24 protein-coding genes are annotated in these 25,540 nt (G+C 61.8%); 7 read left to right on the top strand and 17 right to left on the bottom strand.

Annotation, left to right across the window (positions count from 1 at the left end; all coding sequences use genetic code 11):
• Positions 1–9 precede the first annotated feature (9 nt).
• The 9 genes from P3S72_RS24250 to arcD (P3S72_RS24210) all read right to left on the bottom strand — a co-directional run bounded on the left by P3S72_RS24250 (position 10) and on the right by arcD (P3S72_RS24210) (position 11,955).
• Positions 10–1,386 (bottom strand): L-serine ammonia-lyase, encoded by a 1,377-nt coding sequence (locus tag P3S72_RS24250; protein WP_253398452.1) that lies wholly within the window; start codon positions 1,384–1,386, stop codon positions 10–12.
• Positions 1,387–1,536: 150 nt separating this feature from the next.
• On the bottom strand, positions 1,537–4,377 hold the full coding sequence (gcvP, locus tag P3S72_RS24245) for an aminomethyl-transferring glycine dehydrogenase (protein WP_276194611.1): 2,841 nt from the start codon (positions 4,375–4,377) through the stop codon (positions 1,537–1,539).
• 10 nt (positions 4,378–4,387) lie between these two features.
• Positions 4,388–4,771: a glycine cleavage system protein GcvH gene (gene gcvH / locus P3S72_RS24240; protein WP_247408160.1), complete on the bottom strand. Its 384-nt coding sequence runs from the start codon at positions 4,769–4,771 to the stop codon at positions 4,388–4,390.
• Positions 4,772–5,084: 313 nt separating this feature from the next.
• The gene (locus P3S72_RS24235; RefSeq protein ID WP_276194610.1) at positions 5,085–6,593 is read right to left on the bottom strand and encodes a sigma-54-dependent transcriptional regulator; all 1,509 of its coding nucleotides are present in this window, start codon (positions 6,591–6,593) and stop codon (positions 5,085–5,087) included.
• Between the two features lie 105 nt (positions 6,594–6,698).
• On the bottom strand, positions 6,699–7,061 hold the full coding sequence (locus P3S72_RS24230; protein WP_247404757.1) for a DUF5064 family protein: 363 nt from the start codon (positions 7,059–7,061) through the stop codon (positions 6,699–6,701).
• Positions 7,062–7,079: 18 nt separating this feature from the next.
• Positions 7,080–8,009, bottom strand: coding sequence for a carbamate kinase (gene arcC / locus P3S72_RS24225; RefSeq protein ID WP_247404754.1), 930 nt, complete (start codon positions 8,007–8,009; stop codon positions 7,080–7,082).
• A 157-nt stretch (positions 8,010–8,166) separates the two neighbouring features.
• Complete coding sequence (locus tag P3S72_RS24220) at positions 8,167–9,177, bottom strand: ornithine carbamoyltransferase (RefSeq protein ID WP_247404751.1); 1,011 nt, start codon at positions 9,175–9,177, stop codon at positions 8,167–8,169.
• A gap of 69 nt (positions 9,178–9,246) precedes the next feature.
• Positions 9,247–10,503, bottom strand: a complete 1,257-nt coding sequence (gene arcA, locus P3S72_RS24215) for an arginine deiminase (protein ID WP_247404748.1) — start codon at positions 10,501–10,503, stop codon at positions 9,247–9,249.
• Positions 10,504–10,527: 24 nt separating this feature from the next.
• A complete protein-coding gene (gene arcD, locus P3S72_RS24210; protein WP_247404746.1) occupies positions 10,528–11,955 on the bottom strand; it encodes an arginine-ornithine antiporter in 1,428 nt (475 codons plus the stop codon).
• Positions 11,956–12,404: 449 nt separating this feature from the next.
• Between arcD (P3S72_RS24210) and arcD (P3S72_RS24205) the strand changes: the two genes are divergently transcribed.
• Complete coding sequence (gene arcD / locus P3S72_RS24205; RefSeq protein WP_276194609.1) at positions 12,405–13,832, top strand: arginine-ornithine antiporter; 1,428 nt, start codon at positions 12,405–12,407, stop codon at positions 13,830–13,832.
• Positions 13,833–13,939: 107 nt separating this feature from the next.
• Here arcD (P3S72_RS24205) and P3S72_RS24200 read toward each other — a convergent pair whose 3' ends face one another.
• The 7 genes from P3S72_RS24200 to P3S72_RS24170 all read right to left on the bottom strand — a co-directional run bounded on the left by P3S72_RS24200 (position 13,940) and on the right by P3S72_RS24170 (position 19,471).
• Positions 13,940–15,289, bottom strand: a complete 1,350-nt coding sequence (locus P3S72_RS24200; protein ID WP_276194608.1) for a CoA transferase — start codon at positions 15,287–15,289, stop codon at positions 13,940–13,942.
• Positions 15,290–15,329: 40 nt separating this feature from the next.
• Entirely contained in the window at positions 15,330–16,673 is a 1,344-nt protein-coding gene (locus P3S72_RS24195; protein WP_276194607.1) for a HAMP domain-containing sensor histidine kinase, read from the bottom strand.
• A gap of 67 nt (positions 16,674–16,740) precedes the next feature.
• Entirely contained in the window at positions 16,741–17,205 is a 465-nt protein-coding gene (locus tag P3S72_RS24190) for an LTXXQ domain protein (RefSeq protein ID WP_276194606.1), read from the bottom strand.
• A 169-nt stretch (positions 17,206–17,374) separates the two neighbouring features.
• A complete protein-coding gene (locus tag P3S72_RS24185; RefSeq protein ID WP_169883602.1) occupies positions 17,375–18,052 on the bottom strand; it encodes a response regulator transcription factor in 678 nt (225 codons plus the stop codon).
• Positions 18,053–18,059: 7 nt separating this feature from the next.
• Positions 18,060–18,467, bottom strand: coding sequence for a translation initiation factor 2 (locus P3S72_RS24180; protein ID WP_276194605.1), 408 nt, complete (start codon positions 18,465–18,467; stop codon positions 18,060–18,062).
• A 106-nt stretch (positions 18,468–18,573) separates the two neighbouring features.
• Positions 18,574–18,873 carry a YciI family protein gene (locus tag P3S72_RS24175; RefSeq protein WP_276194604.1) on the bottom strand — a complete coding sequence of 100 codons (300 nt, stop codon included), beginning with the start codon at positions 18,871–18,873 and terminating at the stop codon, positions 18,574–18,576.
• A gap of 1 nt (position 18,874) precedes the next feature.
• Entirely contained in the window at positions 18,875–19,471 is a 597-nt protein-coding gene (locus P3S72_RS24170) for a septation protein A (protein WP_276194603.1), read from the bottom strand.
• Positions 19,472–19,558: 87 nt separating this feature from the next.
• On the opposite strand from P3S72_RS24170, the gene P3S72_RS24165 reads away from it, so the two are divergent.
• The 6 genes from P3S72_RS24165 to rluB all read left to right on the top strand — a co-directional run bounded on the left by P3S72_RS24165 (position 19,559) and on the right by rluB (position 24,466).
• Positions 19,559–20,422, top strand: a complete 864-nt coding sequence (locus P3S72_RS24165; protein ID WP_276194602.1) for a PHP domain-containing protein — start codon at positions 19,559–19,561, stop codon at positions 20,420–20,422.
• Positions 20,423–20,435: 13 nt separating this feature from the next.
• A complete protein-coding gene (locus tag P3S72_RS24160; RefSeq protein WP_276194601.1) occupies positions 20,436–21,065 on the top strand; it encodes an L-threonylcarbamoyladenylate synthase in 630 nt (209 codons plus the stop codon).
• Between the two features lie 120 nt (positions 21,066–21,185).
• On the top strand, positions 21,186–21,884 hold the full coding sequence (locus P3S72_RS24155) for a ScpA family protein (protein WP_276197987.1): 699 nt from the start codon (positions 21,186–21,188) through the stop codon (positions 21,882–21,884).
• Positions 21,885–21,896: 12 nt separating this feature from the next.
• Positions 21,897–22,856, top strand: a complete 960-nt coding sequence (gene scpB, locus P3S72_RS24150; protein ID WP_276194600.1) for an SMC-Scp complex subunit ScpB — start codon at positions 21,897–21,899, stop codon at positions 22,854–22,856.
• 29 nt (positions 22,857–22,885) lie between these two features.
• Positions 22,886–23,077, top strand: a complete 192-nt coding sequence (locus tag P3S72_RS24145; protein ID WP_247406128.1) for a DUF1289 domain-containing protein — start codon at positions 22,886–22,888, stop codon at positions 23,075–23,077.
• A gap of 144 nt (positions 23,078–23,221) precedes the next feature.
• The gene (gene rluB / locus P3S72_RS24140; protein ID WP_276194599.1) at positions 23,222–24,466 is read left to right on the top strand and encodes a 23S rRNA pseudouridine(2605) synthase RluB; all 1,245 of its coding nucleotides are present in this window, start codon (positions 23,222–23,224) and stop codon (positions 24,464–24,466) included.
• Between the two features lie 96 nt (positions 24,467–24,562).
• Here the strand turns inward: rluB and P3S72_RS24135 are convergent, their stop codons facing one another.
• Positions 24,563–25,522: a leucyl aminopeptidase gene (locus P3S72_RS24135; RefSeq protein ID WP_276194598.1), complete on the bottom strand. Its 960-nt coding sequence runs from the start codon at positions 25,520–25,522 to the stop codon at positions 24,563–24,565.
• Between the last annotated feature and the right edge of the window lie 18 nt (positions 25,523–25,540).

Genomic DNA, 25,540 nt, shown 5'->3' with positions numbered 1-25,540 from the left:
GTCTAAGCGTCAGCACTCGATAATGTTGACCGCCAAACCGCCACGGGCGGTTTCTTTGTATTTGCTTTTCATATCGGCGCCGGTCTGGCGCATGGTGCGGATAACCTTGTCGAGGGACACAAAATGCTGCCCATCACCGCGCAAGGCCATGCGCACGGCATTGATGGCTTTGACCGAGCCCATGGCATTGCGCTCGATGCACGGCACTTGCACCAGGCCGCCAATCGGGTCGCACGTCAGGCCGAGGTTGTGTTCCATGCCGATCTCGGCGGCGTTTTCCACCTGGGACACGCTGCCGCCCAATACTTCGCACAGCGCACCGGCGGCCATCGAGCAGGCCACGCCGACTTCACCCTGGCAGCCAACTTCGGCGCCGGAGATTGATGCGTTTTCCTTGTACAGAATTCCGATGGCGGCGGCGGTGAGCAGAAAGCGCACCACGCCGTCTTCATTCGCGCCGGGGATAAAGCGCATGTAGTAATGCAGCACTGCCGGCACAATCCCGGCGGCACCGTTGGTGGGCGCCGTAACCACGCGCCCGCCATTGGCGTTTTCTTCGTTGACCGCCAGCGCGTACAGGTTGACCCAATCGAGTACCGACAACGGGTCGCGCAGGGCTGACTCAGGGTTCTTGCATAGCTGGCGATGCAGGGCAGCGGCACGACGCTTGACCTTCAAGCCTCCCGGCAAGATCCCTTCGTTGCGACAGCCTGCGTCCACACAGTCCTGCATCACCTGCCAGATCTTCAGCAGACCGTTGCGGGTTTCGGCTTCGGGGCGCCAGGCACTTTCATTGGTCAGCATCACTTGGCTGATGGACAGCCCGTAGGTGGCGCAATGACCGAGCAAGTCCTTGGCGCTCTTGAACGGGAAGGTCAGGGGGGTGGCGTCTTCGACGATCCGGTCGGCGCCGGCGGCGTCTTCATCCACCACAAAACCGCCGCCCACCGAGTAGTACTCGCGGCTGCGGATCTGGATACCGGCGGCGTCAAAGGCGCGAAAGATCATGCCGTTGGGGTGATAGGCGAGGGGTTTGCGAATCATCGCCAGGTGTTCTTTCTCGTTGAACGCAATGCTGTGTTCGCCGAGCAGGTTCAAGCGGCCGTCGCTGCGCATCTGTGCCAGGCGCGCGGCGATGGTTTCTGTGTTCACGGTGTCCGGGTGTTCGCCTTCCAGGCCGAGCAGCACGGCCTTGTCGCTGCCGTGGCCTTTGCCGGTAGCGCCGAGTGAGCCATAGAGTTCCACCTTGACGCAGGTGGTGGCGCTCAGCAGGTCGTCACGGCGCAACCCCTCGACAAAGCGCGCGGCGGCGCGCATTGGGCCGACGGTGTGGGAGCTGGAGGGGCCGATGCCAATCTTGAACAGGTCGAACACGCTTAACGACATGGGTTGTTCTCCGGTTTCTTATTAGGTGTCGGGTGTACCCGATCAAAGTGTGGGAGGGGGGCTTGCCCCCGATGGCGGTGTGTCAGTCGATCAATAGATAACTGATCCACCGCTATCGGGGGCAAGCCCCCTCCCACATTTTTGATCCGGTTATGCGTAGCTCTCGATTGAAGGGCACGCACACACCAGGTTGCGATCGCCGAACACGTTGTCGACCCGGCCAACCGGCGGCCAGTACTTGCCGTCGATCAATGACGCCACCGGGTACACCGCTTGTTCACGGCTGTAAGGGTGGCTCCATTCGCCCACCAGTTCTGCGGCTGTGTGCGGGGCGTTTTTCAGGGGGTTGTCGTCCTTGTCCAAGGTGCCGTTTTCGACTGCGCGGATTTCTTCGCGGATGGCGATCATCGCGTCGCAGAAGCGGTCCAGTTCTTCCTTGGATTCGCTTTCGGTCGGCTCGATCATCAAGGTGCCGGCCACCGGGAACGACATGGTCGGCGCGTGGAACCCGAAGTCGATCAGGCGCTTGGCCACGTCATCTACGCTGATGCCGCTGCTGTCTTTCAACGGGCGCAGGTCGAGGATGCATTCATGCGCCACCAAGCCGTTGCTGCCGGTGTAGAGCACCGGGTAGTGCTCTTCCAGGCGACGGGAAATGTAGTTGGCATTCAGGATCGCCAACTGCGAAGCGCGCTTGAGGCCCGCGCCGCCCATCATGCTGATGTACATCCAGGTGATCGGCAGGATGCTTGCGCTGCCGAACGGCGCGGCGCACACCGCGCCTTCCTTGTGTGCCATGGTCGCGTGGCCGGGCAGGAATGGGCTCAGGTGCGATTTGACGCCGATCGGGCCAACGCCCGGGCCGCCACCGCCGTGCGGGATGCAGAAGGTCTTGTGCAGGTTCAGGTGGGACACGTCGCCGCCGAACTTGCCCGGCGCGCACAGGCCAACCATGGCGTTCATGTTGGCGCCGTCGATGTACACCTGGCCGCCGTTGTCGTGAATGATCCCGCAGATCTCGCGGATACCTTCTTCGAACACGCCGTGGGTCGACGGGTAGGTGATCATCAGCGCAGCGAGGTGGTCGCGGTGCTCGATGGCTTTGGCGCGCAGGTCTTCGATGTCGACGTTGCCTCGGGTGTCGCAGGCGGTCACCACCACACGCATGCCGGCCATGTGGGCGGTGGCCGGGTTGGTGCCGTGGGCCGATGACGGGATCAGGCAGATGTCGCGGCGCTCATCGCCACGGCTCTGGTGATAGGCACGAATCGCCAGCATGCCTGCGTATTCACCCTGGGAACCGGCGTTCGGTTGCAGCGAGATCGCGTCATACCCGGTGGCCGCACAGAGCATGGCTTCCAGCTCGGTGGTCAGTTGCAGGTAGCCGGCGCTTTGTTCGGCTGGGGCGAACGGGTGCAGGGCACCGAACTCGGCCCAGGTCACCGGGATCATTTCGCTGGCGGCGTTGAGCTTCATGGTGCAGGAGCCCAGCGGGATCATGGTGCGGTCCAGCGCCAGGTCCTTGTCGGCCAGCTTGCGCAGGTAGCGCATCAGTTCGGTTTCGGAGTGATAACGGTTGAACACCGGGTGGCTGAGGATCGGCGACTGACGCAGCAGCGCGGCCGGCAGGCTGCCTTCGACCTTGGCGGCGAAGTCCGGCAGGGCTTTACCGTCGGCGAAGAGTGCCCACAAGGTTTCGATATCGGCCTGGGTGGTGGTTTCGTCGACCGACAGGCCGAGACGCTCACCGTCCACCACACGCAGGTTGATGCGCTGGGCGCGTGCTTGATCGTGCAGGGCGGCGGTGCGCGCGCCGGTGTTGAGGGTCAGGGTGTCGAAGAAGTGTTCTTGCTCGACCTTCAGGCCCAGGGCGCTCAAACCGTTGGCCAGGATCGCGGTCAACTGGTGAATGCGCTGGGCGATCTGGGTCAGGCCTTTCGGGCCGTGGTACACGGCGTACATGCTGGCAATGTTGGCGAGCAGGACCTGGGCGGTGCAGATGTTGCTGGTGGCTTTCTCGCGGCGGATATGTTGCTCGCGGGTCTGCATGGCCAGGCGCAGGGCCGGCTTGCCGAAGCGGTCGACCGAAACCCCGACCAGGCGGCCCGGCATGTCGCGCTTGAACGCATCCTTGGTAGAGAAGTACGCCGCGTGCGGGCCGCCAAAGCCCAGCGGGACGCCGAAGCGTTGGGCGCTGCCGATGGCCACGTCGGCGCCGAACTCACCCGGTGGGGTCAGCAGGGTCAGGGCCAGCAGGTCGGCGGCCACGGCCACCAGGGCATTGGCGGCGTGGAAGCGTTCGGTCAGCTCGCGATAATCAAACACGTCGCCGTTGCTGGCCGGGTATTGCAGCAGGGCGCCGAAGAATGGGCTGACATCGCTCAGTTCGCGCTCATCGCCCACCACCACGTCGATGCCCAAGGGCTCGGCACGGGTGCGCAGCACGTCGAGGGTTTGCGGGTGGCTGTGGATCGAGGCGAAGAAGGCATTGCTGCCCTTGTTCTTGCTCAGACGTTTGCAGAAGGTCATGGCTTCGGCGGCGGCGGTGGCTTCGTCAAGCAGCGACGCGTTGGCAATCGGCAGGCCGGTGAGGTCGCTGATCAGGGTCTGGAAGTTCAACAGCGCTTCCAGGCGGCCCTGGGAAATCTCCGGTTGGTAGGGCGTGTAGGCGGTGTACCAGGCCGGGTTTTCCAAGAGGTTGCGCAGGATCGGCGACGGCGTATGGCAGTTGTAGTAGCCCTGGCCGATGTAGGTCTTGAACAGTTGATTCTGACTGGCGATGTCCTTGATCTTGGCCAGGGCCTCGGCTTCGCTCAAGCCATCTTCCAGGCCGAGCACGCTGGTGCCCTTGATGCTTTCCGGGATCACACTGGCGCTCAGGGCTTCCAGGGAATCAAAGCCCAGGCTGGCGAGCATCTGCAGCTCATCTTCCTGGCGCGGGCCGATGTGGCGGGCGATGAATTCGTTGGCGGTGCTCAAGTTGATCGTCATGGCGCGCTCCTCAGGCTTGTGCGTTGGCTTTGATCAGGCGGTCATACGCATCCTGATCCAACAGCGTAGCCACTGCATCGGCATCGGCGGGTTTAAAGCGGAAGAACCAGCCTTCGCCCATCGGGTCTTCGTTGACCAGTTCCGGGCGGCCCTCCAGCTCGGCGTTCACTTCGAGGACGTCACCGTCCAACGGCATGTACACGCCACTGGCGGCTTTGACTGATTCCACGGTGGACGCTTCGGCGCCCTTGTCGTAGGCCTGCAACTCCGGCAGTTGCACGAAAACCACATCACCCAGCGCGTTTTGCGCGAACGCGGTGATACCCACGGTGACGCTGCCGTCAGCTTCGGCGCGCAGCCATTCGTGATCTTCAGTGAAACGCAACTCGCTCATGGAAACTCCTCGGGGCCAGATTCGTCTGGTGGACGGGATTGGAATAATGGGGAGTTACTTAGCAATATCGCGGCCAATGTCATTAATTACTTATAAATCAATAACTTGATAAAAATGGCCTGCGCGATCGCGCCTGAGGCTGTAGCGATTTCGCTACACTTCGCCGCAAGAAAAAAAGCCTATGTGGATCAAAGCCTTGCATGGCGCGCAAAAAGCAGGGTTGTAGCGATATCGTTACGCTGTAGCGCTTTCAGTACAGATCAAGGTCGTATTTGATGACACGCTGCCCCTCCCCCATTTGATCCGTGTTCAGTCAGGGCTTGTTGGGGATGCCGTATTTGCGCAGGCGATGGGCGATAGCGGTGTGGGAGGTGTGCAGGCGGCTCGCCAACTGGCGGGTCGACGGGTAGCTGGTGTAGAGCTTTTCCAGGAGGCTGCGTTCGAAGTCTTCCACGGCCTGTTCCAGGCTGTCGATTTCGCTGTCGCTCTGGCGTGCGACCGAGGTGCCGGCGATGTCCAGGTCGCCGATGTCCACCAGGCTGCTTTCGCAGATGGCGGCGGCGCGGAAGATCACGTTCTGCAACTGCCGCACATTGCCCGGCCAGCGGTTGCCCAGCAATGCCGGGTAAGTACCGGGCGCCAGGCGGCAGACCGGGCGCTGGATCTGCGCACAGGCCTGCTGCATGAAGTAGCGTGCCAGCAGCAGGATGTCCTGGCCTCGCTCGCGCAGGGGCGGCACTTCGACATTGAGGACGTTGAGGCGATAGAACAGGTCTTCGCGAAAGGTGCCCTCGGCGACCATCTTTTCCAGGTCGCGGTGGGTGGCGCTGAGGATGCGCACGTTCACCTTCACTTCACGGTCGCCGCCTACTCGGCGAAAACTACCGTCATTGAGAAAGCGCAGCAGCTTGGCCTGCAGGTACGGCGACATTTCGCCGATCTCATCGAGGAACACCGTGCCCTGGTTGGCCAGTTCCATCAGCCCCGGCTTGCCGCCGCGCTGGGCCCCGGTGAAGGCGCCGGGGGCGTAGCCGAACAGTTCGCTTTCGGCGAGGTTTTCCGGTAGCGCCGCACAGTTCAACGCCAGGAACGGCGCACTGCAGCGCGCGCTGATAGCGTGGCAGGCCCGCGCCACCAGTTCTTTGCCGGTGCCGGTCTCGCCCTGGATCAACAGCGGTGCATCGAGCACCGCGACGCGCTGCGCACGCGCCTTGAGGGTGCGAATCGCCGGCGACTCGCCGAGCAGCGCATCGAAGCCTTCCGCATGGTCGTGGTGCAGGGCCGACAACTGTTCGCCGATGCGGTTGGGCTGGTAGAGGCTGAGCAGGGCACCGGCATCGGTGATCGGCGTGGCCTCCAGCAGCAGGGTCTGGCCATTGACGCTGATCTCGCGCAGAGGCAAGCGAAAGCCTTGCTCCAGCAAGGTGTCGAGCAATGCCGGGTCGTTGAACAGCTCGCTGATGCTTTCGCCGGCCGGTTCGCGACCGTACAGGGCGATCAACGCCGGGTTGGCCAGCAGGATCTTGCCCGCACTATCCAGGGCCAGCACCGGGTCGGTCATGGCCGCGAGCAGTGCGTCGAGTTGCAGGTGGCGGCGTTGGCCGGGGAGGATGTCCACCACCGTCACCGCCTGCACGCCGTTGACGCTGAACAGCGCGTCCCGCAGCTCTTCGAGGACTCCGGCGCTCAGGGTCGGCGCGTCGATGTAGACATTGGGCGGGATCATTTCTACCGCGTCCAGGTTGAGATTGCGCCCACCGAGCAAGGCCAGGACTTCCTGGGTAATGCCGACGCGGTCGATGAAGCTGACGTGGATACGCATGGGGCGGCTGACAATTCTGGGGAGCGAGAGGCGGCAAGTATGCCAGACAGGGGGGGAGATCAAAAATGTGGGAGGGGAGCAAGCCCCTCCCTCATTTTGACCGAGTTATGCGAGGTGTTCGGGTTTGACCGGATCACCCGGTTTTACATTCAACTGATGCCGAACGTCCTCGAACATCAAGTCGTACTGCTTGTGCATATCGCCGTTGAGCGTCGCGATCTTCGGCATCCCGTACTTCTGCGCGATATTCATCGCATGCCGGGCAAAGTCGAACGCCTGGTCCTTGGGCAGGAAAAACTCTTCCTTGAGGTCGTTGCCCTGCACCGAGCCATGCAGCTTGAACAGCATCCCCTGGCCTTCCTTGGGGTGCTGGCTGACTTCATAGTCGATGTGCAGGTTGTAGCTGTAGTCGGCGTTGTTCAGCGCGTGTCGTTCGATGTGCAAATGCCCGGGTTCAAAGGTAGCCATAGGCGTTTTTCCTCAACTTCACAGATAACGGATGCCTGGGGTTGCCGTGCTGATACGGGTGCCGGCGTGGCCCTGGACGATGGCTTCGATGTCCGAGAGTGAACCGATCACAGCGGTTTTGCCAGTCTGGCGCGCGAACTCGCAGGCCGCTTGCACTTTCGGCCCCATGGAACCGGCGGCGAAACCAAGCCTTTCCATTTCATCCGGGTGGGCCTGGCCGATGGCCTTCTGGGTTGGCTTGCCGAAGTCGATAAAGGCGGCATTGACGTCGGTGGCAATCACCAGCAAATCGGCTTCCAGTTGCGAAGCCAGCAGCGATGAGCACAGGTCCTTGTCGATCACGGCCTCGATGCCCTTGAGCTTGCCGTCTTCGCCGTACATCGTCGGGATACCGCCACCGCCGGCGCAGATCACGATGCTGCCTTTTTCCAACAGCCATTGGATCGGGCGAATTTCGAAGATGCGTTTCGGCCGCGGGCTGGCGACGACGCGGCGGTATTTATCGCCATCCGGGGCGATGGTCCAGCCTTTTTCAGCGGCGAGTTTCTCGGCTTCGGCCTGGGAGTACACGGGGCCGATCGGTTTGCTGGGTTTCTTGAAGGCCGGGTCGTTGGCGTCCACTTCAACCTGGGTGAGCAGGGTGGCAAACGGGACTTCGAAGTCCAGCAGGTTGCCCAGTTCCTGTTCGATGATGTAGCCGATCATGCCTTCGGTTTCCGCGCCGAGCACGTCCAGCGGGTACGGCGAGACGCTGGTGTAGGCCGCCGCCTGCAACGACAGCAGGCCGACTTGCGGGCCGTTACCGTGGGCGATCACCAGCTCGTTGCCGGAATGGATCTTGGCAATCTGTTCGGTGGCGATTCGGATATTGGCGCGTTGGTTGTCCGCTGTCATGGGTTCACCACGGCGGAGGAGGGCGTTACCGCCCAGTGCAACGACGATACGCATAATGCAATCCTTCTAGAGTTCAGCGTGTGAACACAGGACTAAGTGTGGGAGGGGGCTTGCTCCCGATGGCGGGCTAACATTCAATACTTGTATCGACTGATACGCCGCTATCGGGGGCAAGCCCCCTCCCACATTGACTGTGTTCCAGCAGTAAAAGTTAGATATCCGCCAACGTCGATACCAGGATCGCCTTGATGGTATGCATGCGGTTTTCCGCTTGCTCAAAGGCGATGTTGGCCGGGGATTCAAACACCTCTTCGGTCACTTCCACGCCATTGGCCAGGTTCGGATAACGCGCGGCGATGTCCTTGCCAACCTTGGTTTCGCTGTTATGGAAGGCCGGCAGGCAGTGCATGAACTTCACCCGAGGGTTGCCCGAGGCTTTCATCATCTTGGCGTTGACCTGGTACGGCAGCAGTTGCTCGATACGCTCGTCCCACGCTTCCACCGGCTCGCCCATGGACACCCAGATATCGGTGTGGATGAAGTCCACGCCCTTCACCGCCGCGACAGGGTCTTCGGTGATGGTGATGCGCGCGCCGCTTTCCTCGGCAAAGGCCTGGCACTGCTTGATGAAATCTTCGTGTGGCCACAGGGCTTTCGGCGCGCCGATGCGCACGTCCATGCCCAGCTTGGCGCCGATCATCAGCAGCGAGTTGCCCATGTTGTAGCGGGCGTCGCCCAGGTAGGCGTAGCTGATGTCATGCAGCGGCTTGTCGCTGTGTTCGCGCATGGTCAGGGTGTCGGCGATCATTTGGGTCGGGTGGAATTCGGCGGTCAGGCCGTTGAATACCGGCACACCGGCGAACTTGGCCAGCTCTTCGACGATTTCCTGCGCGAAGCCACGGTATTCAATGGCATCGAACATCCGGCCGAGGACGCGGGCGGTGTCTTTCATGCTTTCTTTGTGGCCGATCTGCGACGACATCGGGTCGATATAGGTGACGTGGGCGCCCTGGTCGTGGGCCGCTACTTCGAAGGCGCAGCGAGTGCGGGTCGAGGTTTTTTCGAAGATCAGTGCGATGTTCTTGCCCAGCAAGTGCGGACGCTCGGTGCCGGTGTATTTGGCGCGTTTGAGGTCGCGGGACAGGTCCAGCAGGTAGTTGAGCTCGCGAGTGGTGTGGTGCATCAGCGAGAGCAGGCTGCGGTTGCGCATGTTGAAAGCCATGGTGGATCTCCTTCTGTTTAGGTTATCCCCTTGGCCGACGCCTCGTGAGCGGCGGCCAAGGCGTGAAAATTAATAATCGATTGGGTCGCGGATGATCGGGCAAGTCATGCAGTGGCCACCGCCACGGCCACGGCCGAGTTCACCGGCGCTGATGGTGATGACTTCCACGCCGGCCTTGCGCAGCAGGGTGTTGGTGGAGGTGTTGCGGTCGTAGCCGATCACCACGCCAGGCTCCAGGGCTACCACGTTGTTGCCGTCGTCCCACTGCTCGCGTTCGGCGGCGAAGCTGTTGCCGCCGGTTTCGACGACGCGCAAGGCCTTGAGGTTGAGCGCTGCGGCTACGGTGTCGAGGAAGTTGGTTTTCTCCCGTTGGATATCGATGCCGTGCGGCTTGCTTTCGTCAGGGCGCAGGGTGAAGGCGACGATCTGGTTGACCACTTCAGGGAAGATGGTGACCAGATCGCGGTCACAGAAGCTGAACACGGTGTCCAAGTGCATCGCCGCGCGGGATTTTGGCAGGCCGGCAACGATCACTCGTTCCACGGCTTTGTTTTTGAACAGGTTGCGCGCCAACTGGCCGATGGCCTGGTGGGACGAGCGCTCCCCCATGCCGATCAACACGACGCCATTGCCAATCGGCATGACGTCACCGCCTTCCAGGGTGGCAGCACCGTGTTCCAGGTCAGGGTCGCCATACCAGATCTGGAAGTCCGCGTTGGTAAACTCGGGGTGGAATTTGTAGATGGCGCTGGCCAGCAGGGTTTCCTGACGTCGCGCCGGCCAGTACATCGGGTTCAGCGTCACGCCACCGTAGATCCAGCAAGTGGTGTCGCGGGTGAACTGGGTGTTGGGCAGCGGCGGCAGAATGAAGCTGGAGTGGCCGAGGAAATCGCGGAACATCTCGATGGTCTTGCCACCGAAGCTGCTCGGCAGGTCATCGGCCGACACGCCACCAATCAGGAACTCGGCGGTCTTGCGTGGCTCCAGGCTGCGCAGCCAGGAGCTGACTTCATCGACCAGGCCCAGACCCACTGTATTGGCGGTGATCTTGCGTTCCAGAATCCAGTCCAGGGCTTCGGGGATGGCGACGATATCGGTCAGCAGGTTGTGCATTTCCAGCACATCAATGTCCCGCTCGCGCATCTTGGTGACAAAGTCGAAATGGTCGCGCTTGGCCTGGGCCACCCACAGCACGTCATCGAACAGCAATTCATCGCAGTTGTTGGGGGTCAGCCGCTGGTGGGCCAAACCTGGGGAGCACACCATGACTTTGCGCAGTTTGCCGGCTTCGGAATGTACGCCGTACTTCACTTTTTCCGTGGTCATTACAGATCCTCCAGTGAACAACAATTACATAGTCAGGAAGCCGGCGTAGAGGCCGTAGGCAGCCACCAGGGCGCCAACAACCACTGCGGCGAAAATCAGCTTCTCGACGTTGGTGAAAATCGGTTTGCCCAGTTCATGCTTGGCCTTGGCGAACAGGATCGCGCCAGGGGCATAGAGCAGGGCGGAGAGCAGCAGGTATTTGGTGCCGCCGGCGTAGAGCAGCCAGACCGCGTAGATCAGTGCGATCGCGCCGATGATCAGGTCCTTCCTGCGGTCGGCCGAGGCGTTTTCGTAGGTTTCGCCACGTACCGCCAGCAACAGCGCATAGGCTGCCGACCACAGGTAAGGCACCAGGATCATCGAGGTGGCGAGGTAGATCAGCGACAGGTACGTGCTGGCGGAAAACAAGGTGATAACCAGGAACACCTGGACCATCGCGTTGGTCAGCCACAACGCGTTGGCCGGTACATGGTTGGCGTTTTCCTTACGCAGGAACTCCGGCATGGTGTGGTCTTTGGCGGCGGCGAACATGATCTCCGCACACAGCAGCACCCACGACAGCAGTGCGCCGAGCAGCGAGATGATCAAGCCGACGCTGATCAGCACCGCGCCCCAGTGGCCCACGACGTGCTCCAGCACGGCAGCCATCGACGGGTTCTGCAACTTGGCCAGTTCCGGTTGGGTCATGATGCCCAGCGAAAGTACGTTCACCAGCATCAGGAACAGCAGCACGGTGATAAAACCGATCACGGTGGCCTTGCCCACGTCGGAGCGTTTTTCGGCCCGCGCCGAGAAGATGCTCGCGCCTTCGATGCCGATGAACACCCATACGGTGACCAGCATCATGTTGCGCACCTGGTTCATCACGCTGCCCAGGTCGGGGTTTTTCAGGCCCCAGATGTCAGCGGTGAAGATGTCCAGCTTGAATGCAAACACCGCAATCAGCACGAACAGCACCAGCGGCACTATCTTGGCGACGGTGGTCACGAGGTTGATGAACGCCGCTTCCTTGATCCCGCGCAGTACCAGGAAATGCACGGCCCACAGCAGCACCGAGGCGCCAATCACTGCGGCCGGGGTGTTGCCCTCGCCAAAGATCGGGAAGAAGTAGCCGAGGGTGCTGAACAAGAGTACGAAGTAGCCGACGTTGCCCAGCCACGCGCTGATCCAGTAACCCCAGGCAGACGAGAAGCCCATGTAGTCGCCGAAACCGGCCTTGGCATAGGCGTATACGCCGCCGTCGAGGTCGGGTTTGCGGTTGGCCAGGGTTTGGAATACAAAGGCGAGGGTCAACATGCCTACAGCAGTAATCACCCAACCGATCAGAACGGCACCGACATCGGCGCTGGCTGCCATGTTTTGCGGCAGGGAGAAGATCCCGCCGCCAATCATTGAGCCCACGACAAGTGCAACCAGTGCACCAAGTCGAAGTTTTCCGGGAGATTCAGACATTGCATAACTCCAATGCAGGAGAAGAGAGAGCACAGAATAATTCTGTGTGCTATTCAAACAACTGACTTAGATCACATCATTGGCACATTCCATTGTGAATTAATGACTTAGGCCGAAAATGCTGCGGGCGCAAGGGCTTGGCGCAGCACCTTGTTGTAGAGCCTTTATGCGCTGTTTATTGTTAAGGTTTGCTAATTGCAGAGACATTTCAAGCTAGCCCCTTTTTGTGAATGTGCAAACTTTTTCCAGGGCGATTCGGCAAACCATTGATGTTCATAAAGTTCAATACATATTTAATTTATAAATTTCCCTAAACTCTAGTTATTGACATGCCTTTGGGTTATTAGAACCCGCGTTTTGTTCGCAATACCTGATAAACGCGGGAGCTCTCGTGCAAATTAGTTGAGTACACAATCGTTCGCTCATTTGTTTTTGACTCTGGAGAGTTCATGTCGCAATCGTCTGAAAAGCTTCGACTCAGCGCCTTGATCGCCCTGGTGGTGGGCTCCATGATCGGCGGGGGGATTTTTTCCCTGCCACAAAATATGGCCGCGCGCGCCGAAGTCGGCGCGGTATTGATCGGCTGGGCGATCACCGCCGTGGGCATGCTGACCCTGGCGTTTGTGTTTCAGACCCTGGCCAACCGCAAACCCGAGCTGGATTCCGGGGTGTATGCCTACGCCAAGGCCGGTTTCGGCGACTACATGGGCTTCTCGTCTGCCTGGGGTTACTGGATCAGCGCGTGGATGGGCAATGTCGGCTACTTCGTACTCTTGTTCAGCACCCTCGGCTACTTTTTTCCGGTGTTCGGCGAGGGCAATACGCCGGTGGCCATCGGCTGCGCCTCGCTGTTGCTGTGGGCCGTGCATTTCCTGGTGATGCGCGGGATCAAGGAGGCGGCATTCATCAACCAGATCACCACGGTGGCCAAGCTCGTACCGTTGCTGATGTTCGTGGTCATCGCCGGCGTGGCATTCAAGGCGGATATCTTCACGGCTGACATATGGGGCTTGGGCAAGCCGCAATTCGGCAGCGTGGCGGACCAGGTGCGCAATATGATGCTGGTCACGGTGTTCGTGTTTATCGGCATCGAGGGCGCCAGCGTGTATTCGGCGCGGGCGCAGAAACGCTCCGACGTGGGCCGGGCCACGGTGATCGGGTTTCTCGGCGTGCTGGCGCTGCTGGTGCTGGTGAACCTGCTCTCCTTGGGCATCATGAGCCAGCCGGAACTGGCGAAATTGCAGAACCCGTCCCTGGCCGGCGTGCTGGAGCACATCGTCGGGCCCTGGGGCGCGCTGCTGATCAGCATCGGTTTGGCGGTATCGCTGCTGGGCGCGTTGCTGTCATGGGCGCTGCTCTGCGCGGAAATTCTCTACGCCACGGCCCATGACAAGACCATGCCGGCCTTCCTGAAAAAGGAAAACGCCAACCAGGTGCCGGTCAACGCCCTGTGGCTGACGAATGTGATGATCCAGATATTCCTGGTCATCACGTTGTTTTCCGAAAGCACCTACACCACCCTGATTTACCTGGCCTCGTCCATGATCCTGGTGCCTTACCTGTGGTCGGCGGCTTACGCGGTGTTGTTGAGCGGGCGCGGGGAAACCTACGAAGGCGCCCAGCGCCAGCGCCTGAAAGATCTGCTGGTGGGCCTGATTGCACTGGGCTACGCGGTGTGGCTGCTCTACGCCGGGGGGCTGAAGTACTTGTTGCTGTCGGCGTTGCTGTATGCGCCGGGCGTGGTGTTGTTTGCCCTGGCCAAGCGCGAGCAGGGCCAGCCGTTGTTTACCCATGTGGAAAAAGGCATTTTTGCCTGTGTGATGGCGGGCGCGGGGTTGGCGGCATATGGGCTGTATAGCGGGGTGTTGCGGTTATGAGACTTTGGCGTTTTGATCAGCGCAGCTATGTGATGTGGTGAGCAGGGTGCATGAGTCGTGCTGGTGAGGGCCGCATCGCGGGCTGGCCTGCGATGGCGACCTTCAATTCACCACTGAGGCCGGTGCGACCCCAACTCTCCCGCCGGCAAATCCCACTGCAACGGTGTGCCGCTGATGGCCAGCGGCGCGAGCAATCGGTGCGCCGGTCCCCAGGCCGTTTGTTCCTCCACCAATCCCTGATCTTCAGGTGCCTCGGCCCGCAATGGCGGTTGCTCCGGAACCGGTCCGGCGTCCAGCAACAATTTTGCCGTGCGCGCCAACGACAACCGCGCCGAACCGCCACGGCCAGAGGCCAAACGCTCGCGCAGTGCCTGGATGGCGCTGGCTGCCATCAAGTAGCCAGTGGCGTGATCCAACGCCTGCAACGGTAGCGGTACAGGTTTATCCGCGTGTTTCCAGACCATGCCCGCGTCGGCGATGCCGCTGCTCATCTGCACCAGGCTGTCGAAGCCCCGGCGGTTGCGCCACGGCCCGCTCCAGCCATAGGCATTGAGGCTCACGTCGATCAGGCCGGGGGCGAGTTGTTGCAGTGTGCTGGCGGTGTAGCCCAACTGCTCCAGGGCATCGGCGCGGTAGCCGTGGAACAGGATGTCGGCCTCTTTGAGCAGACTTTCGAAAACCTGGCGGTCTGCGGCGGTTTTCAGGTCCAGGCGCGCGCAGCGTTTGCCCAGGGTCATTTCCGACACTACGCCTGGCTCGTTCCACGTCGGTGAGTCGATGCGCAGCACGTCCGCACCCAGCCCGGCGAGAAAACGGCTGGCGACGGGGCCGGCCAATACGCGCGTCAGGTCCAGCACCTTGATACCGGCCAGTGGTCGGGCCGCTGAGCCGCGCCAGGGTTTAGCGGTGGTGGTGTCGAAACTCTGGCGCTGAACCAAGGCCTCTGCATTCACCGCCAGGCCCTGCGGATGGGTTTGCCAGGCCTGCCACGTGCGCATCTGCGCGGCGCACCCGCCGGCCTCGACAATCGCCTGCTCCAGTTCAGCGGCATTCCAGGCCGCGACCTTGCTTGCCATCTGCGCACGCTCGGCGACCCTACCGAGCACCTGCTCGGCAGCGGCACGGTGATGGGGCGCGTTGGTGTGCAAGCGAATCCAGCCGTCGGCGCTGGCGTAGTCTCCGGCTACCGGGTCCCACAGTGGTGGCACTTGCCAACCGACGGGGCGGATCGAGGAAGAGCACCAGAACGAGGCGAGGCGTCGGTCCACGCTCACGCTGGGCAATCGCCCGGTCTGTTGCAGGATGAGGTGGGCAACGGCCTGACCGGCGGCGCCGATACTGGCGCCGGCCAGGTCGGTCACGGCGAAGATCGAAGGCAGGGCGCCGGCCTCGGTCAAGGTCAGTGGGGTGAGCGGTAGATCGAGTGCGGCTTGGATGGGAGTCAGCAGGTCAGTCATCGAAGGCCCTCCATAAGAGAAGGGCCACTATAGAAGATCATCACGCCGGTGTGACAACCCCCGGCGTCAATGGCAGGTCGATACTGGCGCTAAAACCGCCGTCGGGATGATTGGCCAGGATCAGGTTACCGCCATGGCGTTCCGCCGCCCGCCGTGCAATCGCCAGGCCCAGGCCGTGGCCCTGCGCCGTTTGGCCGGGCGCGCGGTAGAACGGCTCGCCCAACTGGCTCAGGTGCTCGGCCTCGACGCCGGGGCCGTGATCGCGCACGCTGATCAGGATGCGTTCGCCCAGGCGGCGAGCCTGCAATTCGATCGGTTGGCCTGGCGGATTGAAGCGCTGGGCATTGCGCAGCAGGTTATCCACGGCGCGTTCGATCATGGTCGGCCAGCCTTTGAGGCGCAGGTCGGGATCGGCGTTCAGTTGCACCACCTGGTCCGGCGCGCTGAGTTGGGCGTCCTTTTGCAGGGTCTTGAGCAGCGGGATGAGGTCCACCTCTTCGGCGCTGGCGTTGTCGGCGTCGACCCGGGCCAGTACCAGGATTTCGCTGATCAGCGCTTCCAGGCGGTCGCACTCGCGGGTCAGGCGTGGCCAGAGTTTTTCGCGCTCCTCGGGCCCGGCACGTTCGGCCAGGGCCAGGGCGATACGCAGGCGGGCCAGGGGCGAGCGCAGTTCGTGGGACACGTCCCGCAGCAACTGGCGCTGGCTGCCGATCAGGCTCTGCAGGCGCGCGCCCATGCGGTTGAAGTCGTTGGCGAGGACGCCGAATTCATCGCGGCGGTTGGCCAGTTGCGCCAGGCTGTTCTGCTGGTAGGTGGCCTGGCCGAGGTCATGCACCGCGCCGCGCAGACGGCTCAAGGGGCGGGTGATGGACAGCGTCACCAGCAGGCTGAACAGGGTCAGCACCACCAAGGCAATCGCCAATGCGCTCAACGGCCACATCAGGCTGTTGCGGTGCCAGGCGTCCAACTCCGGATGGGGGATGCGGTAGATCAGCAGGTAGGTGTCGCCGGTTTTCTCGCTGGTGTACTCGGCGGTCAGGCGCCGCCAGGGCAGGTGGCCATCCTTGCTGTCGTTCTGCCGGGCTTCGAAGGCGGCGGCGCGGCGCGGAAAGGTGCCGCGTACCACGGGCTCGCCGCTTTCGTTGAGTACTTGCACGTCAATGTGGTACTGGCGCTTGCGCTGTTGCAGCAAGTCTTGCGCGGCGTCCTCGCCCTGGGCTTCGTAGAGCTGGGTCCACTCTTGGGCCAGGTTATTGAGACCGGGATGGCGGCTGAGAATCCAGGCGTCCTGGTTGAGCATATGCCCCAGTAGGATCGACAGCCCGGCAACCAAGGCGATGGCCAGCCAGAAACTGGCCAGGATACGCCAGAACAATGAACGCACAGGAAACCCTCAAACAGGAAAAGCCCAGCGGCGCGAACCGCTGGGCTGGGGCAGTGAAGCTAGAACATTATTGCGCTTTTTGCGGCTGCTGCGCTTTCCAGGCCTGGAATTCCTTCCACTCGGCGCGGCGTTGTTCTTCCTTCTTGACGATCTCGTCGAATTTCTTCTGCTGGTCAGGCTTGAGCACGGCACGGACGTCGGCCTGGGTTTTCTGCCTGCCGGCGGCGATTTCATCCTGCATGGCTTTCTGGTCAGCGGCCGGGAGTTTGTCCAGGTACTTTTTGACCAGGTCTTTGCGAGCGTGCCATTGGTCGCCCATCAGCTTGCCGATCTGCTGGCGTTGTTCCTTGCTCAAATCCAGCTGGCTGAACGGGCCACCTTTGCCACGCGGACCGTGTTCACCGTCAAAGCCTGGACCCCCCATCATGTGGCCTTCAGGGCCGCCCATCGGGCCTGGGCCTTCAGGCATTGCTGCCATGGCAACGGTGGGCAGGGCTGCGGCGAACATCAGGGCGATTAGGGTCTTGCGCATGGTGATTCTCCTGTCTCTATTCCGGTGAGTCCGGATGTGAGTAGATTACGGAGATCAAGGTCAGCGGCGGTCAGGTGTGGGTAAAGCTTGGGTAAAGAGGGTTTTGGTGGAAGCTGACAAAACCCTGGGGGCCGAGCAGATCAAATGTGGGATCAGCGTGTTGCTGGGCTCATAGGCTGTAGTAGTAGCCGCGGCTGCGCAACGCCACGATCCGTGGCCGGCCATCCGGGTGCGGGCCGATCTTTTTGCGCAGGTTGCTGACGTGCATGTCGAGGCTGCGATCATAGAGGGTCAGCTTGCGGCCGAGGGCGATCTGCGCCAGTTCCTGTTTATCCAGCGGTTCGCCGGGCTGGCGCAGCAAGGCTTCGAGCAGGCGGCTTTCGGAAACGGTGAGGGTGAATTCCTGATTGTCGATGCTGACCACGCCGCGCACCGGGCTGAAGCACAGGTCGCCCAGTTCCAGTTGCGTTGACACGGCGGCCGGGTGGCTGCGGCGCAACACGGCGCGCAGGCGGGCAGTCAGCTCCCGTGGGTCACACGGCTTGGCCAGGTAGTCGTCGGCGCCCAGTTCCAGGCCGAGGATACGGTCCAGCGGCTCGCCCCGGGCCGACAGCATCAGCACCGGCAGCTCCGGATGGTCGTTGCGCAATTGCTTGAGCAACTCCAGACCACTGCCATCGGGCAGCATCACGTCGAGCACCACGGCCGCCGGGGCGCTGTCGGCCAAGGCTTTGCGGGCGCTCAAACCGTCGTGGCAGGCGCGCACCTGGAAGCCTTCCTGGCTCAACCAACTGGTCAGCAGCTCGCAGAGCTCCTGGTCATCATCTATCAGTAACAGCTCGCTCATGACTCACTCAATTTAGCCATTGTCGACGGCGACGGTGCCCACCGCTGGCGAAGATCCCGCACAGCAGGGCGATCAGTGCGACGGCCCCGCCGGTGACAAACCACTGCTGTTGCTCGGTCAGCCATCGGGTCAAGGCGCCGCCCTGTGTCTCTTTGAGTTGCTGGGCCAGGCGTTGGTTCTCTTGGCGCAAGCGACTCAGCTGGGCGCTTTCACGGGCAGCATCCGTGGTTTGCAGTTGCTTGCTCAGTTCTTCACGCAGCCGCTCGCTTTCTTTCAAGCGTTGCTGCAATTCGGTGATCTGGCTGCCGGCACTCAAGGACAGGGGCGTAGAACTGCCGGTGTTTGAGGTTTCTTCAGCGTGGGCCGTAGCCCCGATCATTAACACTGCCAACAGACACAACTGACGTAAGCGCATCGGAACTCCTGATTCCACACGAATATTCAGAACGTTGTCGGCAGGTTACCCAGAATAATGAGCAATTAGGAGTGCGCCGAACCGAATTGGTTCGGCGCGACCGGGGTCAAGGCAGGACTTGCTTGAACGGTTTGATCACTACATCCGCGTAGACGCCGGCCGCCATATACGGGTCAGCCTTGGCCCAGGCTTGGGCATCGGCCAGGGACGCGAACTCGGCAACGATCAGGCTACCGGTGAAACCGGCAGCGCCCGGGTCGTTGCTGTCGATCGCCGGGTGCGGGCCGGCCAACACGATGCGGCCTTCGGCCTGCAGCACTTTCAGGCGCTCGACGTGAGCCGGGCGCACGGACAGGCGTTTTTCCAGCGAGTTGGCAACGTCGGTGGCAATGATGGCGTAGAGCATGTCAGTCCTCGGTTTTCGGCGTAGTGGGGTCGGTTTCATGCAGGTGGCGCGACAGGTAGATGCCCTGGCCCACCAGGAACAATACGGTCATGCCCAGGCTGCCGAACACCTTGAAGTCGACCCAGTAGTTCTGGAAGGTGAAGGCCACAAATAGATTGGCGCCGCCGCAGAACAGGAAAAACACGATCCAGGCCACGTTCAGGCGTGTCCACACCGGCTCCGGCAGGGTCAGGGCATGGCCCATGATCCGCTTGATCAACAGGCGATCGCCAACGAAGTGGCTACCGATGAACGCCAGGGCGAACAGCCAGTTCACCACCGGGGCTTTCCATTTAAGGAAGGTTTCGCTGTGGAAGGCCAGGGTCAGGCTGCCGAAGACCAGGCAGGCGACCAGGGTCAGCCATTGGCTTTTTTCGAGTTTGCGCTGGGAGATGAAGATGGCGCCGTAGACCACGATGGAGCTGATGATCAGCACGGCGGTGGCGCTGTAGATGCCCCCGAAGGTCAGTTCATGGCCGGCGAGATCGATGACCCTGGGGTCGAGTTTGTAAACGATGAAAAACAGCAACAGCGGGATGAAGTCGATGAATTGTTTCACAGTAAGAGCCAGAAGCTGGATGTGGCGGCATAATAACAAACATCCTTGGTAGCGAAAGCGCCACCTGACTTGAGGTTACACACTTCCGTGAATGTTGATTTGCACTGCCACAGTACGGCCTCCGATGGCGCCCTGGCGCCTGCGGTATTGGTTGCGCGTGCGTTTGAAAAAGGCGTGCGAGTCCTGTCGTTGACTGACCACGATACCCTCGAAGGCCTCGACGAGGCCCGCGAAGCCGCCCAGGCGCTGGGCATGCAACTGGTCAACGGCGTGGAATTGTCCTGCACCTGGGGCGGCGCCACCATTCATGTGCTCGGCTACGGTTTTGACCAAAAAGCCCCCGCGCTGGTGGAGGCCATCGCCCAATTGCACGATGGCCGCTGGCTGCGCTCCGAAGAAATAAGCCGCAAGCTCGGCCTCAAAGGCATGCCCAACGCCCTCGACGGCGCCCGGGCTATCCAGCAGGAACTGGGCGACAGCGGCAACGCACCGGCCCGGCCGCATTTCGCCGATTGGATGGTGCGCGAAGGGTTTGTCCGGGACCGCGCCGAAGCCTTTCGCAAATGGCTGGGCGCCGGCAAACTGGGCGACGTCAAGCAGCATTGGCCGACCTTGGACGCCACCGTCGAGACCCTGCGGGCCTCCGGGGCCTGGGTCAGCCTGGCACATCCCTGGCATTACGATTTCACCCGCAGCAAGCGTCGCAAGCTGATTGGCGACTATATTGGTGCGGGCGGCCACGCAATTGAAGTGGTCAACGGGCATCAACCCGCCGAACAGGTTGGTAGCCTGGCGATTCTTGCCCGCGAATTTGGTCTGCTGGTCAGCGCCGGCAGTGACTTTCATGGCCCAGGCGGCTGGTCCGAGATCGGCGAATATCGCCCGGTCCCGGAAGACTTGCCGCTCTTGTGGGGGCGATTCAAGCATGACCCCATTATTGCCACCGTCTGAACAGGTAGAGCACGTGAGTCAATTCTTCCAGATTCATCCGGAAAACCCTCAGCCACGCCTGATCAAACAGGCCGTGGAGATCATTCGCGCCGGTGGCGTGGTGATCTATCCAACTGATTCGTCCTACGCCATCGGTTGTCAGATCGGCGACAAAAACGCGGTTGAGCGTGTCAGACGCCTGCGTCAGCTGGACGACAAGCACAACTTTGCGCTGATCTGCAGCGACCTGTCCCAATTGGGCCTGTTCGCCAAGGTCGACACGGGCACCTTCCGCCTGCTCAAGGCCCATACGCCGGGGCCGTACACCTTTATTCTCAACGCCACCCGCGAAGTGCCGCGCCTGTTGCTGCATCCGAAGAAGCGCACCATCGGCCTGCGTGTGCCGGAACACCCGATCGCCCTGGCGCTGCTGGCCGAGTTGGGCGAGCCGCTGATGAGCGTGTCGTTGATCATGCCCGGCGCCACCGAACCGCTGGAAGACCCCTACGAGATGCGCCAACTCCTGGAAAAACACGTCGACCTGATCATCGACGGCGGTTTCGGCGGCGGCAAGGCGTCAACCGTGATCAACCTGGCCGACGGCGACCCCGAAGTGATCCGTGTCGGCTGCGGCGACCCCGCGCCGTTTATGGTCGAGGCCTGAATGTCGGCCGTGGAAACCGTCGACAGCCAGGCCGGCGCCCAGCAGGAACTGCCGTTTGCCATGGTGTATGGCCAGGCGGTCATGGAAATGCCGCTGGACCTGTACATCCCGCCGGATGCCCTGGAAGTGTTCCTTGAAGCCTTCGAAGGTCCGCTGGATTTGCTGCTGTATTTGATCCGCAAGCAGAACATCAACATCCTCGACATCCCGGTGGCGGAGATCACCCGTCAGTACATGGGCTATGTCGAGCTGATGCAGTCGGTGCGCCTGGAACTGGCCGCTGAGTACCTGGTGATGGCCGCCATGCTCGCCGAGATCAAGTCGCGCATGCTGTTGCCGCGCTCGGAGACGGTCGAGGCCGAAGAAGACGACCCGCGCGCCGAGCTGATCCGCCGCCTGCAGGAGTACGAACGCTTCAAGGCCGCCGCCGAAGGCATCGACGGCCTCAGCCGCGTGGGCCGCGATGTGGTGGTGCCCAAGCTCGATGCGCCGGAAGCCCGGGCGCGCAAGCTGTTGCCGGACGTGAGCCTGGAAGAGTTGCTGATGTCCATGGCCGAGGTGCTGCGCCATGGCGACATGTTTGAACACCACCAGGTCAGCCGCGAGGCATTGTCCACCCGCGAGCGCATGAGCGATGTGCTCGAACGCCTCAAGGGCGGCGGTTTTGTGCCGTTTGTCGAGCTGTTCACCGCCGAAGAAGGGCGCCTGGGGGTGGTGGTGACCTTTATGGCGATCCTCGAGCTGGTCAAGGAGTCCTTGGTCGAGTTGGTCCAGAATGAGCCTTTTGCGGCTATCCACGTGCGGGCGCGAGCCGAATAAAGAGCTGAATCGATGAATCTGACTGAACCCCGCGAACTGGCCCCGCTGCTGGAGGCCTTTCTTCTGGCTTCGGGTAAGCCGCAATCCCTGGAGCGCCTGTTCGAACTCTTTGAAGAGGCCGAACGCCCTGAACCGCCGGTTTTCAAGAAAGCCCTGGAGATTCTGCGCAAGTCCTGCGACGGCCGTGCCTTTGAGCTGCGCGAAGTGGCGTCGGGTTATCGCCTGCAGATCCGTGAGAAATTTTCCCCGTGGGTCGGCCGCTTGTGGGAAGAACGCCCGCAGCGTTATTCCCGGGCGATGCTGGAAACCATGGCGCTGATCGCCTATCGCCAGCCGATCACCCGTGGCGAAATCGAGGACGTGCGCGGCGTGGCCGTCAACAGCCATATCGTCAAGACGTTGCTGGAACGCGAGTGGATTCGTATCGTCGGTTACCGCGACGTGCCCGGCAAACCGGCGATGTTCGCTACCACCAAGGTGTTCCTCGACCACTTCAACCTGAAAAACCTCGACGACCTGCCACCGCTGGCCGAATTGCGCGAGATGGAAACCGAGCCGGTACTCGACTTCGACGACGCCCCGGTCCCGGCGAGCCTGCAGGAACTGGCCGACGCCTCCGCCGAACCGGAAGAGCCGAAGGACGAAACCAGTTTCCACACCTTGCTGCTGGAATTGGACGACATGGAGCAGGGCATCAAGACCGACTTCGATGATTTGCTGCGTGATGGTGCGGCAGCGCCGGACGCCCAGGAGCTGCACGTTGAGGGGGCGGCTGAAGTTGAAATTGAAATCGAGTCCGAGTCCGAGTCCGAGCCTGAGCCCGAGGAAGACATCCTCGGCGTCGCCCAAGCCCGCGAAAAACTCCTGGCGGCCGTCGCCGCCCTCGAACAGCCGCCGCTGAGCGACGAAGAAGACGAAGCCCGCGCCCTGGCCGAAGCCATCGAGGCCGAGCGCCGCCAATTCGAAGACTGACGCGGTCCAATGTGGGAGGGGAGTAAAGCATGACTTCAACCAAAGACCCCTGCATCAGCCTGTGCAAGTTCAACGCCGACATCTGCGTCGGCTGCGGCCGCAGCAAGCGTGAGATCCGCGCCTGGAAGAAGCTCGACAAAGTCGACAAGCGCACGGTGCTCGCCGAAGCCGAGCTGCGCCTGTTGGCGTTGGGTGCCACCGGTCGGCGGAAAAGCCGCTGACTCGGCACTTATCGACTAGTCTCTGATGCGCAACGCGCGCCATGCGCGTATGATTCGCGACCCTTTGGCGATGTATTCGCCCAAAGCCCCGCTTTCAACACTCTTCAGGCCACGCCTGAATCGACCCACCGGGAGGTGCTTAAGATGAACGACAAAGACCAGAACGACAGCCAGGAAATCGGCCCTGCAGGCGAAAAACTGCAAAAGGTGCTGGCGCGTATCGGCGTGGGCTCGCGCCGCGACGTCGAAGCCTGGATCACCCAGAAGCGCATCAAGGTCAACGGCGTCGAGGCCACCCTCGGCCAGCGCGTCGACCTGCACGATGCAATCACTATTGATGGCAAGGTCATCAAGCGTGAAGAGGCCGCCGAATCGGTGCGCCGCGTGATCATGTACAACAAGCCCGATGGCGAGATTTGCACCCGTGACGACCCGGAAGGCCGTCCGACCGTGTTCGACAAGATGCCTAAGCCAAAAGAAGGCCGCTGGATCAACATCGGTCGTCTCGACATCAACACCACCGGCTTGCTGATGTTCACCACCGACGGTGAGCTGGCCAACCGCCTGATGCACCCGTCCTACGAGATGGACCGCGAATACGCCGTGCGTGTGCGTGGCGAAGTCGATGACGAGATGATTGCGCGCCTCAAGGCCGGCGTCGTGCTGGAAGATGGCCCGGCGAAGTTCACCGACATCAAGCAGGCTCCAGGCGGCGAAGGGTTCAACCACTGGTATCACTGCGTGGTGATGGAAGGCCGTAACCGCGAAGTACGTCGCCTGTGGGAATCCCAGGGCCTGGTGGTCAGCCGCCTGAAACGCGTGCGTTTCGGCCCGGTGTTCTTGAACTCCGACCTGCCGATGGGCCGCTGGCGCGAAATGAGCCAGTACGAAGTCGACATCCTCAGTGCCGAAGTGGGCCTGACGCCAGTCGCGATGCCGCAGATGAACGCCAAGAGCAAAGACAAGCTCGACCGTATGCAGCGTAAATCGTCGCGTCCGGTTGCGCGTACCGAGCGCGTCGCTCGCACCCTGCGCCCGGCGCTGAATGCACCGGCTACCGGCGGGCGTATTTCCCGTGAGCCGCACATTGAAGGTGAGCGTCGTCCAACGGCGCCATCGCGTCAGGAAGGCGAACGTGCGCCACGCACGCCGCGTCCTGCCGGCCGTGGTGAAGCGCCAAGCGGCGGTCGCGGTAATCGCGGTGAAGCCGGTCGCGGTGAGCCCGCAGGTCGTCCGGCAGACAACGCTAGCACCAAGCGCCCAGCCAAGCCCGCGCCGAAAAAGCGCCCAGGCTTGAAACTGGTGGCGGACGAGCCGTCGGGCAAGCGCCGTGGCGCACCGGCCGGTTCTGGCCAGCGTCCGGGTTTTGGTCGCAAGAAGCCGCAGTGATGTAAGCGCTGCATAAAAACGCCAACCCTCGGGTTGGCGTTTTTTTTGGATCTGCATTTGCAATGCAATCAACGGTGGGAGGGGCGGTGGATTTGATCAGAACGCAAAGGTGCCATCGAACACCGGCTTGTCATCCAGCGCCAACACCCCACTGGCGAAGATCAAATCCAGGTGATGGCTGCCTTTCTGCCCGCCACCCAACCCAAGGTGCAAGCCGCAGTGGCGTTCTTCGAACCCGGCGTTGCGCGCATACAGATCCTTGACCCCTTCATTGGTACCGATCCCCAGTTCCTCCACGCGGCGGTTCGATGGGTTGGCGTTCAGGTACTTGTTGAAGTCGTCCACCAGCCCGGGGATGTCACTGGCGACGCTGCAGATGGTCGAGTTTTCGATCCACAGCTCCAGCGGTGATTGCAGCACGCCATATTTGCGCGCGAAGGGGATGGTGCTGAGGAAGGTGCCGACAAACCGTACCTGACCATTGATGGCCTCGCTGTGGGTGGCGATCTCGCCGGGGGCCAGGTCATGGTTGCCGATGCCGTTGATATTGGTCCACTTCTTGATGCTGTTCAGCGGCGCTTGCAGGCGTGAGCCGTGCCGGTCGGTGAAGCTCAGCAGCGTGGCCTGGGACATGCGCCGGATCAGCGTGGCGTTGAGGTCGGCGATGCGTTGTGGCTCGACGCTGAAGGTGTCGTAGAAATAGTCGCCGTAGTCCTTGAACAGCAGGGATTTCTTCCAGTGCTCGGCCATTACGCCGTGCAAGGCGTGGATAAAGTCCGGGCCTTCGGCGCGGGGGTTGGGCAGGGTCGAGGCGTCGTAGAAAAACAGGTACAGGTCGCAGGTGTCGATGGCCTCGGCCAGGGTGGCGCTGGGGGCCAGGTCCAGGCGCTGCACCTGGAGGTTGAAGCGCGCGGCACTGCTGTGGGTGATCGCCTGGGCAATGGCCTCGTAGCGTTCGGTATGGCCCAACAGCACGGTCGGACAGCTCAAGCCGCTGAGGGCCGGGTGGTGGGCGAGGTAGTAGAGAAAGTGTTCGACGGCGCGGGCCTTGTCCATGACGAGTGTCCTTCTGTG

The organism is Pseudomonas sp. D3 (assembly GCF_029320995.1).
Classification (GTDB): domain Bacteria; phylum Pseudomonadota; class Gammaproteobacteria; order Pseudomonadales; family Pseudomonadaceae; genus Aquipseudomonas; species Aquipseudomonas paraveronii.
Note: the sequence above shows the minus strand (reverse complement) of the source record. Positions and strands in the feature narration are given on the sequence as shown.